At 43.0% G+C, this 13545-nt stretch carries 16 protein-coding genes; 4 read left to right on the top strand and 12 right to left on the bottom strand.

All coding sequences use genetic code 11. From position 1 onward, the window contains the following. Positions 1 to 195: 195 nt before the first annotated feature. The 8 genes from AB5916_RS07340 to AB5916_RS07375 all read right to left on the bottom strand — a co-directional run bounded on the left by AB5916_RS07340 (position 196) and on the right by AB5916_RS07375 (position 5489). The gene (locus AB5916_RS07340) at positions 196 to 462 is read right to left on the bottom strand and encodes a helix-turn-helix domain-containing protein (protein ID WP_368190015.1); all 267 of its coding nucleotides are present in this window, start codon (positions 460 to 462) and stop codon (positions 196 to 198) included. A 407-nt stretch (positions 463 to 869) separates the two neighbouring features. Continuing rightward, on the bottom strand, positions 870 to 1088 hold the full coding sequence (locus tag AB5916_RS07345) for a hypothetical protein (RefSeq protein WP_083831477.1): 219 nt from the start codon (positions 1086 to 1088) through the stop codon (positions 870 to 872). Positions 1089 to 1114: 26 nt separating this feature from the next. Continuing rightward, complete coding sequence (locus tag AB5916_RS07350) at positions 1115 to 1309, bottom strand: translation initiation factor 2 (protein ID WP_368190017.1); 195 nt, start codon at positions 1307 to 1309, stop codon at positions 1115 to 1117. 42 nt (positions 1310 to 1351) lie between these two features. Then, positions 1352 to 1966 (bottom strand): LexA family protein, encoded by a 615-nt coding sequence (locus tag AB5916_RS07355; protein WP_368190019.1) that lies wholly within the window; start codon positions 1964 to 1966, stop codon positions 1352 to 1354. Between the two features lie 140 nt (positions 1967 to 2106). Then, positions 2107 to 2610: a hypothetical protein gene (locus AB5916_RS07360; protein WP_368190021.1), complete on the bottom strand. Its 504-nt coding sequence runs from the start codon at positions 2608 to 2610 to the stop codon at positions 2107 to 2109. 33 nt (positions 2611 to 2643) lie between these two features. Further along, positions 2644 to 3618: a helix-turn-helix transcriptional regulator gene (locus tag AB5916_RS07365; RefSeq protein WP_368190023.1), complete on the bottom strand. Its 975-nt coding sequence runs from the start codon at positions 3616 to 3618 to the stop codon at positions 2644 to 2646. 22 nt (positions 3619 to 3640) lie between these two features. Then, positions 3641 to 4252: a hypothetical protein gene (locus AB5916_RS07370; RefSeq protein ID WP_368190025.1), complete on the bottom strand. Its 612-nt coding sequence runs from the start codon at positions 4250 to 4252 to the stop codon at positions 3641 to 3643. 13 nt (positions 4253 to 4265) lie between these two features. After that, positions 4266 to 5489, bottom strand: coding sequence for an NYN domain-containing protein (locus tag AB5916_RS07375; protein ID WP_368190027.1), 1224 nt, complete (start codon positions 5487 to 5489; stop codon positions 4266 to 4268). 231 nt (positions 5490 to 5720) lie between these two features. Here AB5916_RS07375 and AB5916_RS07380 point away from each other — a divergent pair, with 231 nt between their 5' ends. Next, complete coding sequence (locus AB5916_RS07380) at positions 5721 to 6827, top strand: IS30 family transposase (protein WP_368190029.1); 1107 nt, start codon at positions 5721 to 5723, stop codon at positions 6825 to 6827. A gap of 172 nt (positions 6828 to 6999) precedes the next feature. Here AB5916_RS07380 and AB5916_RS07385 read toward each other — a convergent pair whose 3' ends face one another. Next, positions 7000 to 7692 (bottom strand): hypothetical protein, encoded by a 693-nt coding sequence (locus tag AB5916_RS07385; protein ID WP_368190031.1) that lies wholly within the window; start codon positions 7690 to 7692, stop codon positions 7000 to 7002. Positions 7693 to 7834: 142 nt separating this feature from the next. On the opposite strand from AB5916_RS07385, the gene AB5916_RS07390 reads away from it, so the two are divergent. Next, positions 7835 to 8152 (top strand): helix-turn-helix domain-containing protein, encoded by a 318-nt coding sequence (locus AB5916_RS07390; RefSeq protein WP_009259804.1) that lies wholly within the window; start codon positions 7835 to 7837, stop codon positions 8150 to 8152. Between the two features lie 42 nt (positions 8153 to 8194). On the opposite strand, the gene AB5916_RS07395 is transcribed toward AB5916_RS07390, so the two are convergent. After that, positions 8195 to 9142: a site-specific integrase gene (locus AB5916_RS07395; protein WP_368190033.1), complete on the bottom strand. Its 948-nt coding sequence runs from the start codon at positions 9140 to 9142 to the stop codon at positions 8195 to 8197. An 86-nt stretch (positions 9143 to 9228) separates the two neighbouring features. Here AB5916_RS07395 and AB5916_RS07400 point away from each other — a divergent pair, with 86 nt between their 5' ends. Continuing rightward, on the top strand, positions 9229 to 10350 hold the full coding sequence (locus tag AB5916_RS07400) for a restriction endonuclease subunit S (RefSeq protein ID WP_368190104.1): 1122 nt from the start codon (positions 9229 to 9231) through the stop codon (positions 10348 to 10350). On the opposite strand, the gene AB5916_RS07405 is transcribed toward AB5916_RS07400, so the two are convergent. Next, a complete protein-coding gene (locus AB5916_RS07405) occupies positions 10343 to 11362 on the bottom strand; it encodes a restriction endonuclease subunit S (RefSeq protein ID WP_368190034.1) in 1020 nt (339 codons plus the stop codon). The genes AB5916_RS07400 and AB5916_RS07405 overlap by 8 nt on opposite strands. 339 nt (positions 11363 to 11701) lie before the next feature. Between AB5916_RS07405 and AB5916_RS07410 the strand changes: the two genes are divergently transcribed. Continuing rightward, positions 11702 to 12331, top strand: coding sequence for a restriction endonuclease subunit S (locus AB5916_RS07410; RefSeq protein ID WP_368190035.1), 630 nt, complete (start codon positions 11702 to 11704; stop codon positions 12329 to 12331). Here AB5916_RS07410 and AB5916_RS07415 read toward each other — a convergent pair. Then, complete coding sequence (locus AB5916_RS07415; protein ID WP_368190036.1) at positions 12324 to 13544, bottom strand: restriction endonuclease subunit S; 1221 nt, start codon at positions 13542 to 13544, stop codon at positions 12324 to 12326. The two genes, AB5916_RS07410 and AB5916_RS07415, sit on opposite strands and share 8 nt — an antisense overlap. Between the last annotated feature and the right edge of the window lies 1 nt (position 13545).

Raw genomic sequence — 13545 nt, forward strand, 5'->3', positions numbered from 1 at the left:
TTCGCTCATCTCCAGGTGGAGAGTCGTGGCGTACTGCCTGTCCGGCTCTGACATACGGTAAAGTACCCGATGAATGGTTATTCAGTTTTCAAGGTTCACAGCCAGTTTCTCTGGCTGTGATTAAATTGTAGATGAATCCGAATTGTTTCCAGAGTGACTCGTTGTCACGGTACTGGTCGAGTTTGTCACGGTAGATTAAAGAGAAGCCTTCAGCTGCCCAATTTGACCCATTATGTTTTCCAGTTCTCGCTGAATACGCTCCGTGTCTGAATATTTCACTCGTCCAAGGATCAGATAGTCCAGAGATATGTCAAATGTAATAGCAAGTTCAATCAGCAGGTCGAGTGAACCACCGCGTCTTCCGTTTTCCAGCGCCCTGTAATGATCCAGACTAATGTTCAGCTTGTCGGCCATCTGTTGCTGGGTCTTGCCACATTCCAAGCGCAGTTTTGAGATTCTCATTCCACATTCCATCGGATCGTAATACATAATTTTCCCTTTCCGCCCGTGCGAAAAGCGACAAAGGATACAAACTCCGCAGCGGTTTCCCATCTCACAGCCTGAAAATGAGCGCAAAAAGAGAAGGGTACCGATACCGCACTTCCCTAAAACTGGATCAGTGCAATATTTGTATCCTCAGCCCTTAATGCATATCAGGCTTTCGATATTTTTTAAAAGCCCTGACGGAAAACAAAAGAAGGCCGCCGACAGAGCCGGACTCCAAAATTGGAATCCAATTCTGCCAGCGGCCTCTCATGTAATGTCTGGTTAAACCTCTGGAACTGTTAAGGTATGTGACCTGGAGCAGGATTTACACAGCCTGTTTCATCTCAACCTGTCCGTCGTTATACCTGTGTATTCATTTTTTGTCAGAGACTGGCGAGCCGCCCAGTCTCATTGACTTCACCTTTGGGGGCGTAGATGTCAATTCGGTCATGCCGACGCCCCATTACTTTTCTGACCATTACTGCATGGCATTTTGAGCATTCCACCTTGATCGTGCCGCTGGAATTCTTATATCCAACGGAGATTTCACCGCAATTTGGACAATGCCATGAGAATGGTCGCCAAATTTCTTTTTCCTGCATAAGTCCATCCTCCCTCCATGGCCTTGTCACTTTGTTGACGTCAAAAATTTCTCTGCCAGCTCCCTGCCGGTATAAACAGGGATTGGCTTCGTCTTAGCATATGCCAGTATCTGCACTGCCTGATGGCAATGCTCGCACTCCATCCAGCCATCCGTTTCCTCCAGATAGAGATTATGGTTCAGCTCCCCGCAGATTGGGCAGCGCACATCGTAGGTTTCCATTGTCAGAACACATCCTTTCCTGATTTATCGTAAAGGCCAGTGTTACAGGGCCTTGATGACGTGTTTTGCCACGCCCTGTACAATGAGCTGCTTCACTCGAATTTCTTTGTCCGGATACTTTGTTTGATTCGCATATCGAAGAATCACATCTCCGTTTTCCTCATCAATTCCACCAAAGATTTTCAGAGTGTTCTCATTGTCCTCATCCAGCGCGACGACAATATCGCCGACCGCCGCTGTATCTTGTATTCTGATAACGATCAGATCTTCATCCTCGATGCCCGCATCTACCATGGAGTCGCCTTTAGCGCGGAGAATATAAAATTTCCCTTCTCCGAAAATGGATTTGGGAAGGCTTACATATTCCTCTACACTTTCCTCTTCACGCTCCGGGTCACCACAGCGGATACTGCCAACCACCGGTGCGGAAAAATACCCGGAGGTACATTTGCCGACCTGCTTTGTCACAATGGTTTTGCCATCATAGGAAAGCATACCGCGCTCATTCATGGCGACAAGGTAGCGATAGGAAGTCGCCTTTGACACGCCGACGCCTTGTGCAATCTCATTTACAGACGGAGAGGCGTGGTGTTCACGGTAATACTGGTCAACAAAGGTACAGATTGCATTCATCACTTCCGGGTTCTTGCTTCTCATGGTCATTCCTCACATTCTAAATGAAACGGCTCGTTTCAGATATTTATATTATAGCGAACATCTGTTCTTCTTGCAAGGGATATTTTGCCAGAAAAATGAGATGTCGCCAGTTGGTGACATCTCGTGCGAAATATCATTGCTTATTCGATTTCCTCCCATGGTTCTAATCCCATTTCCTCCCAGGTCACACCATAGGGAGCGCCGCCGGAAGTATAACCGGCAATAAAGAAAAAGGTATCATCCTGTTCGGGAAGAGGAATTTCTTGTGGCTTTTGCCGTCTGTGTCCTTTTGTTTTACGCTGTTTCGCCTTTGATGTGCCCATTGAGTCAGCAGATGGTTCTTTTTTCGTTTTGGGAAGCAAGTGCTGTGGCAAACCGGATTCTTGTAGTCGCTGCAGAATATGTGGACATTTTTTTTGGTATTCATTCAACACTTCGCCATAAGGAATCCAGAATCCACGCCCCTGAATACGACAGTATACCCGCTCAGCAATTTGAACAACTTCATTATCATCCGGTGGTTGCTTCTTTTCCTGCAGAAACCGATCGGTTTCCCGATACATCAAATCGGAGATACGGGCTTTTTGCTTCTGCTTTAGTTCCTTATATTTCTTATTTGGATTGTTCATTCGTTGTCGGTTCATACAGTTACCGTCTCCATTAACTCTGAAACAGACTCATTCCAGCGCAGCCCTCGCCATCCGATGATATTCATCCAGTACGAAAGCAGGGCTTTCTATCTTCATTCTGCCGCACCAACCAAAGACCCAGCGGTAAAAAGTTGGGCTGGTACAAACCAATACTCTTGCTCTGAAATGATTGTCATCTACAGTTTCCGTCTCTACATCCAGACCAAAGTGATCTATCAGATGTTTCATCAGACTGTTTTCACAAAGCAGCGATACTTCAATCGGTTCCTCCGTATCGTACATCCGAAAGACCTCGCGCGAATAATTTGCCAGATTCAGGCTGTCTGGTGCCGATGTCGCTGCCTCATCAAGAATTTCCGGCTGTCTGCTGATCCGATCTACCCGGAAGGTATTGATTTGATTCCGGCCATGATTCATACCCAGGACATAGTAGAAGTCACCATCCCATATCAGCGCATAGGGGCTGAGAACATACGGTAATCCTTCATTCTTCAGCACACGCTCTTTTTGAGTATTGTAATCCGTATAGTAGAATGAAATCCGTTTACCTTCGTTAATCGCATCATTGATTGCTTCGACAATGTAGTAGCTCTTTTCGTTGTCCGATTTAACACGTCCGGTCACATATAGATTGCGCTTGAGTTTCGCCGCATTGGCTTCACTGGTAAGTGCCATCAGTTTAGAAATCAGCGTCTGGCTTTTGCCTACGGAGATAAACTTTGAAGACTGCACCGCATCAATCAGCAATTTCACTTCTGGCAGTTCAAACAGACGGTCATTGAGATAATATTTCTTTTCGCGGGAACGAATCTCCATCACTTCAAGGCCACCGGCATTCAGCAGTTCTATGTATTTAGGGATGGTTGTCCGGTGCAGTTTGATTTGATGATAAGTTTCCATCATGTCAATCAGTTCTTTGGTGGAGACAGGATGATCGACATCGGAGTGACGGAGTAATATCTGGTACAGATATAAAACTCTTAGCTGGTGATCAGTTTCCATAGATATTTACGTCCTTTAATTTTTAATTGAGTTCTGCCATGAGTTTCTCCCGATACGAGCAGTCCAGAACACATCGGTGAAACTCTAAAAAACGTCGGGAATCAAACAGCGCTTCTCCAAGTTTGTATAAGCTGCTTTCCTTAAATTTCAACGGCGTATCACCTTCAACATTAAAAATTGCCCATTGCAGTGCGGCGGATGCTGCATCCGATTGTAATGCTGTCGGGACGAGAGCTTCCGCCATTCGAGCAACAACATGATTCCCGAACTGAGACTGAATCTGTTCTGCTGGACAATCCTCATATTCCGTTTCAAATGACAGGCCTGTATCTATTTTATCATAACTGTCTGGTGACTGCTTCTCCAATGTTATATAAATGTCGCCTTTTCCTGTCGTAATATCAATATGCTCAGAAAGTTCTAATTCAAACTCTACTTGATTAAGTTCAGCCTGAAAAACAAACATTTGGACGATGCAGGCACTTATCGTTCCATCATCTTCCTCCGATGATAAGAAAGACAATGGATTGTACTCAACACATTCCCATATAGCTGGGTTCTTTTGTGTGAGCGTCAATAAGCTGTTTAATAAGTAATTCTGTTCTTCATCAATAAAATCTGGTTTATTTAACATTAGGTTGCGCCTCCTATCTTTTTAATTCAATACTTACATTGCCTTCTGAATCTATAACGAGATGCATAGGGCGGATATATTTATCATAGAACTGACGTTTTTCAGCTTCGGTCATGGTAAGCCGGGTAATGCGCAGAGCTTCTGCAAACATATCGTTTACATTTAAGTGAATCGAATGATCCAAATACCGGTACATCTCTTTGAACAAGGCACTCATTTTTATACCATCTGCATTCCCTGAATAAAAATCATCAATATAGCAATAAAAAATACCTGATTCTGCAAGGGCTTGCTTCATTGCATGGCTGCATTTTTCTCTTTCTACCATAACGAGAAAGCGGGCTTCTGGAAGTGAAGAAATCAATCCCCAGTAATCGGAATCGCTGGATACAATAATAAAGGAATCTACATGATTTTGATAGTGTTCCTGACAGGCCCTTGCCGTCAATTTAATGTCAACCAGAGATTTGTTTTGCTTCACACGTTCTGTCAAAATATGCTCTACAGAAATCTTTGTAAAGTTATCCAAAATCCTCCAGGCCGATGCTGTATGTATATCGTCAAACAAAAGGATTCTCGATATTTTTGCTGTATTCCTATAATCTAAGCCTTTCAAGGTAGCACACAGTTTATATGGATCGGAGTTTTCACAATCAACAACGATAACTGCTTGTGTACTGTCACCAATAAACTCCTGAATACTTCCTTTTACATAAGTGCTTACATCTGAAACCCGGTTGTACTCGGTAAACGTGTCTCCATGCCATCGATACAAAAGAGTGACAAATTTCTTGTCATTATACAAGATATTTCCCTCATTTGACGGATTCCAGTTCATATACATCTGGTAAGGATAATCTTGCTTGTGCTGATAGTAGAGCGTTGCGGCGTTTTTTGTACCTGTTTCGGTAAAGCCATCTGGCATAATAAACAGATCCTGGATATATTTCCAGTTAAGCCATAGCGGGAAGAAGGGCTTACAGTTATTGATTCTATTTGAAATAATGCGGTTAAGCTCGATAATGTGCTGAAACAGCTTCGTACTTGATTTTTTGACGAAGTAAATCCCCTCTGACTCCAAATAGCGCATACTTTCCGCCGGGACGTATTCCGGCATCGATAGAATGGATAGATATTCTGTCTTCATTTTCCGGTTGATTGCCCGATAGTTTCTCTGTATGCTCGTCCGGATAATGGATAGATGGCGAATAATTCTGGTACTCTTTTCGTTGTCCATCTGAGCAAACACTTCTTGTTCCGGTGGCTCATGTATATTCTCAAAGATTCGCTTCGGCACCCCTATCAGATAAGCAATTTTTGAAACAAGTTCATGGGTGCTGTCCTGGTAAATCTTTTTTTCGGTTGATTGCATAATGAAGTTGGACACCTAACAAAAAAATCCATAGTGATTTTCCAGCATGGTAGAATGAAGTTCCTACACAACATCTGCCAAGGGAGGGCAATCACTATGGACTGCCAAGATTATATCACAGGGCCAGCAGAACGCAAGAAGGGACAGCACCTTCAGCGTGAAGAACGAGGGGCTATCCAACATCTCAAGTGCCAAGGCTACACAAACAGAGCCATCGCCAGAGAGATAGGTTGCTCGCCGTCTACCGTGGCAAACGAACTACGACGCGGCACACCGCCTCGTAAGAGCAATAAGGGCAGGAAACCCGGTTACTCAGCAAGGCATGGAGAGGCCGTCTACAAGGCCAACAGGAAGCATTCTCGGAAACGCCATCGGATTTGCCGCTGCGCCCACTTCCTTCGTTGGGTAGTCAAGCAGTTCAAGGAACACAAGTGGTCTCTGGATTCCTGCGTTGGCTATGCCCGTCTGCATGGGCTGTTTCCAGCAGATGAGATGGTCTGCACCCGCACTCTTTACAATGAGGTCTGGGCAGGCAACCTTGACTTGTCTGTGACGGAACTACCCGAAGCCATGAAACGCAAGCAGCACAAGGATTCCAAGCCCCGTGAACACAAGAAGAGCTTCGGCACGGACATCTCCCAGAGACCTGAGATTGCGGCTCTGCGCATCGAGGAGGGACATTGGGAAGGTGACACTGTCGTGGGCAAGAGGGCTGGTAAAGAGGCTGTCGTCCTCTCCCTGTTGGAGAAGAAAACGGAGAACTATATTGCCATCCAGATTCCCGGCAAGGATGCAGACTCCGTTCTGAACGCCATGCAATCGCTCAGGGAGGAATTCGGAGACAAGTTCTCACAGGTCTTCAAGACCATTACCGTGGACAACGGCTCGGAGTTCTCTACGTTCAGTCTGGTCGAGAACTGGGGCAGTGCAGTCTACTTTGCACATCCCTATACTTCGTGGGAACGTCCCCAAAACGAGCGTCACAACGGCTTGTTTCGGGCTTTCGTGCCCAAGGGTGCCTCCATTGAATCCTTCTCTCCAGAGTACATCTTGTCTGCTGCTGATGAGCTGAACGGACGCCCTCGCAAGAAGCTTGGCTACCGCACCCCGGAGGAACTGTTTGATGAGTTCCTCGACTCTGTTTACGCAGCCGAAGGCTGCGGCAGCATCGCCCAGAACGGAAGCCAGAGGCTTCCATCCTGACCGATGCTCTGATTAACTGATTTCTACCGTGCAGGTGTCCAACTTGCACTTGCAATTTGCGAAATCTTTTTTTCATTTGAATCTGAAGAAATAGCAATGTCCATGTGAAAACTCCTCGTATCGCGGTTTTATCTATATCCATTATAGCAAAAAAAGTTTAACTGGCGTAGATTTATTGATACCTTTCCGGGCAGTAGAAAATAAGCAAATCCATTTGATGGGAATCTCCGCCTGAATCATCTGAAGTTCTTAAATCGCAGGATACATAAAAGTCATCAAACGTAAACGCAGTTATGTTCCTCTCAAGCAATCGAATTTCTTCTGTCTCGAAGTTAATTACCCCCATACCGAAAGGGTCATCATTCCAGCACTCTTCAAGAGTCTGATTTAGACATTCTGTACAAAGAAAATCAGCCGCTTTGTCTATGTTCAATTCTTTATCATTTTCAAAATATATGATAGCGTTAGCATAACCTCGGTCATGATTGGGTGTAACGTAGGCAGTAAAGCCATTTTCTCCCGTATTTTGCATACTGGTAGACGAAAAGCCCGCTGGCTCTTCAATCAAATTTCCATAATCATCATAGCGGTTAATTTCAATCGGGACAAACTCAAATGTATTCAGACTGATAATACCAAGATTGGTTTGACCTTCGTAAAAAGGGAGCAGAGATTGTTCAGGAGTTCCGCACAGATAACATTTTTCAGGTGTGGTATTTGAAATATACAGTCCTTCCTCTGTTTCGGAAATCGCTTCCATTTGCATATCTTGATCTCCGCCAGAGTCATGGCATCCAACTGCGCATAGACAAATAAATGCCACAAGGATACCCATTCCGAACTTATTACGTTTTATCCTTGTCATTTGCTTCCTCCCTCGTATCTGAACATATCATATGATAATTTAATAATATCCAATACAATCAGACAGGTCAATCGAAATATATAGTCATACCAGATATAATTTACCGCCTTGTGGGATACAATCGTATAAAAAGGTGGTCGCTATGTTTGAAGATTTGTTTTATCAGCGTTTAATAAAATTACGAACAGAAAAAGGTGTCTCTGCCAGGGATATGAGTCTTTCCATTGGCCAGAGTCCCGGATATATCAATTCATTGGAAAATAGAAATGGTTTTCCATCAATGCAGGTGTTTTTCTATATCTGTGAGTATCTCGGCGTCACTCCAGCCGAATTTTTTGATGACGGCAGCGATCACCCTGTTGAGTATAAAGAAGTGTTGGACGAGATAAAATTGTTAAGCCATGAGAATCTAAAGAATGTGATGGCAATCGTCAAAGCTCTAAATCACAATCAAACATGAGCAGCGCCAGTCAGGGAACCCCCGGCTGGCGCTTTTCCATAGCTACAGTAACTCATTTAGTAGATTCATACACTTCACCTTTTGCTGAAGGTTGGCGCTTCCGTAGACATTCAAGGTAAAGGAAACATTTTTATGCCCCAGAATCTCAGAGAGCGATTTAATGTCAAATTCCGGTATTTCGATTGCCCGCACCGCAAATGTATGGCGGATCTCATGAAATTTCACTTTCTGTAGCCCGTTTCGTTTGAGAAATCGAGCAAAGAATTGCCGGTATGTACGTGGTTCAGTCGGCTTTGTCTTTCCGGTCAGAAAATAGTGATTCGGATTTTCTGTGTAAAACTTCTTGATAATGTTCATAAGGAGCGACGGAACAGGAATTGTCCTGGCTGATGTCTTTGTCTTAGGAGGCCCTATATGAAGATAGGATGCCTTTTTCCGCTTATCATAAATGCGCTGCACAGTCTTATTAATGTTAATTGTCTTATCCGTGAGGGAAATATCCTTCATTTGAAGTCCACAAAGCTCGCCGATCCTAACCCCAGTAAACAGTGCAATTAGAATACCCGCCGTTTTTCTGTTCAAATCCATGTAGATACACTGAATAAGAGTTTGTTCTTGATCTTTGGACAATGAATTGACTTTTTTGACTCCAAGTTCTTTGGGGTATTCGATGAGATCCCAATTCAGCAATGGAATAGCCCTCTCCTTATAAGCATACTCCATTGCAAGCCTGAGTACAAGAATAACATCACGGATAGTCTTTACAGTCAATCCGCCTGTGCTGTCCAACCGGCCGGAATTATGGAGATAAGTAATATAGCTCTGAATATCCGCCTCGGTGATACTGCCAATCTTACGTTTTCCGAAATAGGGGATAAGATGATTTTCGGCAATTAGAGTAAAGCTGGCATGGGTTGACGGTGTGATCATTGGTTTCTTCTGATTTAACCAATTGTTCAGCAACGTCTTAAATTGTGTATTTTTAGTCATGTTGACCACCTCCACAAACATTATCATGTGGAGATGCAAACAAGGCATTACCATCCTCAAGTAACGGTCTCGAAAAGTATCCAAAGCTGCGGTTTCCGGGCTTTGGCGAGCCATGGAAGACTGTCCGTTTATCTGATGTAACCAGCTTTCGCAGGCAAAGAGCAAAATCACCTAAGAATGCATATGTCAGCACTGAAAATCTTCTTCAAAACTTTGAGGGCATAGTAGCTTATCTGGATAAAGACGAAGTAGAAGGAATCGCATTTATGCCTGGTGATACACTTCTTGCCAATATTCGTCCCTATCTGAAAAAAGCATGGCTTGCAAGTTTTGAAGGTATATGTAGTGCAGATGTACTTGCTTTTTCACCGGAGAAAATCACAGCATCCTTCCTGTACGACATAATTGCAAGAGATTGTTTTATTGAATATGTGATGGGCGGAGTCAAAGGTTCTAAAATGCCTCGGGGAGACAAAGCACATATTCTTGAGTATGAGTTTGCTATTCCTGAGAAATCCGAACAGGAAAAGATTTCTGCTTTTATTGCAAGCATCGATCATAGAATCAAGAAGCAGAGGGAAATGATTGATGTTCTCAAGAAGTATAAAAGAGGTGCCATTAAAAACTTTTTTACTCAAGAACTAACTTTTGCTGAGAATAAACCAAAATGGGAAAGACATAAGTTGGGCGAACTAATCTTTCTCCAATCTGGTCAAGACTTTGCTCCGTCTGATTACAATGATCATGGAGAAGGTATACCCTATATGACGGGCGCAAGTTGTATTGTTGAAGGAAAGACTGTTGTCTCAAGATGGACATCAACACCTCGATGTCTCGCTTATTGTGGAGATACGCTACTTGTATGTAAAGGATCTGGATCTGGTGCGGTAGTAATGCTTTCTCAAGAAAAGGTACATATAGCAAGGCAATTCATGGCTTTACGCCCTCGTGAAGTGATGACAAAAGGCTTTTGTTTTTTCCTCACACTATATCTTTCTGAAAAGATGAAGCAATCTGCCACGGGATTAATTGAGGGAATAGATCGAAAAACTGTTTTGAATCAGGACGTTCTCTTGCCTTCAATTTTGGAACAAGAAAAAATAGTGAGTTTCCTGTCGGCAATAGAAAAAACTTTGCTCGCACAAGAGCGTACTCTAAAGAATCTTGTATCTACAAAAAAGGGTTTGATGCAGCAGCTCTTCATATAAAGAGCTGCTGTAACATACCATCTCTCTGTTTTTGCAGGAGACGTAAACATAGATATTCTCTTTTTATTTGCTCATCCATCTTCTGCGCGATTCCCGAAATCTGTTTTTGAATTTTGAGTGGTGGTAGCTTAAAACTATACCGTTTATATTGTTCTGCGTTTATACCGGGTTGTCCAGATCGTGCAGATTCAAGCAGTACCCACTTATCATAATCTTCCGTTAATGTATTCAGAAAAACATATCCGCTATCTACTCCTTCCTTGACATGAATGCGAATAAGAAATCCAGCAAAGAACAAATCGCCATCAGTTTTTCGATAAAGATAGCTTTTGCCAACCGAAGCTCCGGTACGTGCAAATAAGATGTCATTCTCTCTGACACGGTATTTTTCCTCAAGGTCACCAGAGGGAGAAACGGGAGCGGAAGCTATATATGTATGAGCATCATCATCTATATCGGTAATTCTGATATACTTGTGTTCTCCGTCGAAAGAAGTTGCGGCAGCATTCATGCCGTACTCAAAACCATCTGCCACATCACTTAGAGAGACTTCTTCCCATTTTTCACCTTCACGAGAGAGTATAAGTTTTTGTTTTAGTACTTCTGAAATGAATCCTCTTTTATACTTCTTGAGATTATCTACGAGAGTCTGTTGTGCTTCGATGCGACGGTCCAGGGTGATGAGGAAATCTGCAATCTTTCTTTGCTCATCAGCGTTTTCCGGCAGATAGTGTTTTGTGTCAAAGAAATCTTCAGTAGGAATATTCAAAAGCCCATGATTTCTTGCTCCTTCAGCAGAGATCATGTAAATTTCACGGTACCATTTCAGAGAGTCAAAATAAGCCTTTATAAAGTCACTGTCATGCTTTTTCAGTGAAAAACAGATGTAAAGTGTCGATAAAGCGCCCATCGGATAACGATCCAGACGTTTGATAGATCCGAAATCGTAGCCCACGGAATAGCTCTTGTTATAAGCGAACTCGCCATTCTTGAGTAAATAATATCCACTCATATCTTTACTGGCAACAGCTTTATTGAAGTAGCTTACCTGATCGACAAGACCGTCCTTAGATGAAATAGTTAGTGGAAGATTGGTTTCGTTTTTGCTGTTCTTCCGTGTTACACGGTCTGCAAAATCAGATAATTGTTCAGCTTTCCATGGCTCGTTAAACCCCGGAAACCGCAGCTTTGGATACTTTTCGAGACCGTTACTTGAGGGTTATTGGGACTGCCAAAATCAATACCGTATCATAGCAAAATCCCTAGCAGTAGCAGATGTAAAACCGCTACTGCTAGGGATTTCAGCATACTTGAACAGAAGTATAAAAGAGGACTCTCAGATGAGCTTTTTGTGGAAAGTGGAACAGCCGAGGATTGGATGACAGTTCCGTTTGATAAAGCCTTTGAGCTGTTACAAAACAACACCTTCTCGCGGAACGAAATGTCAACCGAAAATGGAATAGTTTATAATATCCACTATGGTGATGTTCTGATCAAATACGGATCTGTGGTCAATCTTTCAAAATCAAAGGTGCCGTACATTCGCTCGAACGTGAGTCTTTCCAAATTTGCCCAGCATAGTTATCTGCGCGATGGGGACATCGTGATCGCTGATACCGCAGAAGATTATACGGTTGGTAAGGCGGTAGAAATAGTTGGTGCCACTGGTATGAAGGCATTATCAGGGCTTCACACAATACCTTGCCGCCCAAAGCTATCATTCGCACCGATGTATCTCGGCTACTTTTTCAATTCCAAAAGGTTTAGGACTCAGATGCTTCCATTAGTACAGGGGACAAAGGTTTCTTCGATAAGCAAAAGCGAAATACTGAAAACAGCCGTTGTATTTCCGTCATACGAGGTACAGTCACGAATAGCATCTATGCTCTATACTCTGGATCAGAAGATTGATATTTGCAATGCTTGCGCTCATGAACTTGTTCGTGTTAAAGAGGCACTGTTGCAGCAACTCATTATATGAAAAGTTGTTGCAGTAGCCCTACTTTTAGGTTAATCAAAAATGCAAGTGCATTTTCTTCGTTTATGACCTTATCATCAAGTTTGGAGAGGAAGGCTATTAAGGTCTTCTGGGTTTTTTCATCAGGGTAAGATAACGTGAGTTGGCGCAATTCACTCGCTTGAATATGGACAACCGATTTTCCCTGAGCTATACGGGCAATTTGAGTATTGACAACATGATTGAGCAAATAGCTTATTATGCGTCCATCAACCTTATGGCTGCGATAAATAATGAGATCACCGGCAAGAATTACATCGGACAGCATGACGCAAGATGCTGTTGATATCTCTTCTGCTGTTTCGCCAGAAATCGGAATTACAACATCTCCTTCACGGCTCAGAAATAATTCATCAACTTGTGCCTGAGTCCGGCGCTTGACGTTAGTTACAACTTCGTTATAAGTAGTATAAAGCTCCCCATAAAGGATAAAGGGTGTGCCGTCGTCAGATATATCCGCTTTGGATAAAGGTGCTCCTTTTATAAAACTGCCGATTTCATCCAGTTTAGCTGTAGTCCACTTTGCATTTTTGAGCGGACATGATTTTGGCGAAAGGAGCTTCTTAATCGCACCTCTTTTATACTTCTTAAGGGCATTGACATAGGCGTGCTGCTGAGCAATTCGTGTATTTATGCACTCCAATAGAGCGGCTATTTTATCTTGTTCTTCCTTGCATGGAAGATCAAACTTTGCAGACTTTAACGCTTCAAACGATAGAACAACTTGACTGGTTCCGACAGCAAGTACAGACAGTTTTTTTCGCGCCCGGGCTGATGAGTTGAGATACTCCGTCATAAAGGTACTATTAGCATTTACAAATCGAAAAACAGGGTAGAATTTACTTACAATAGCTTTATCGCTTATTTTGTTAATATTGAAGGCAAATCTCCCGTCATCACTTCTATTTCTGTATGTGCAAAAGCCCAAAGGTACAATGTTGTAGCCATCCGTATCGTGTCGTTGTTTAGAACCAAAATGTTCTGTTTGCCTTTGAAGCCCTTCACGAGAAGATGTAAGAACTTCATAGTCGTGATCTCCATGTACTTTTTCTGAATAAGGCTCAATAATTGTGCCTAGTGATATTCGCTGCCAATTCGGAAATTCAGCACCGTTAGCATCTCTAAATGATAATGTCGGACGCTTTTCGAGACCGTTACTTGAGGATACATTTTCCATA

The sequence above is a fragment of the Blautia sp. 1033sp1_1033st1_G9_1033SCRN_220408 genome, assembly GCF_040929965.1.
Lineage (GTDB): Bacteria > Bacillota > Clostridia > Lachnospirales > Lachnospiraceae > Blautia_A > Blautia_A ammoniilytica.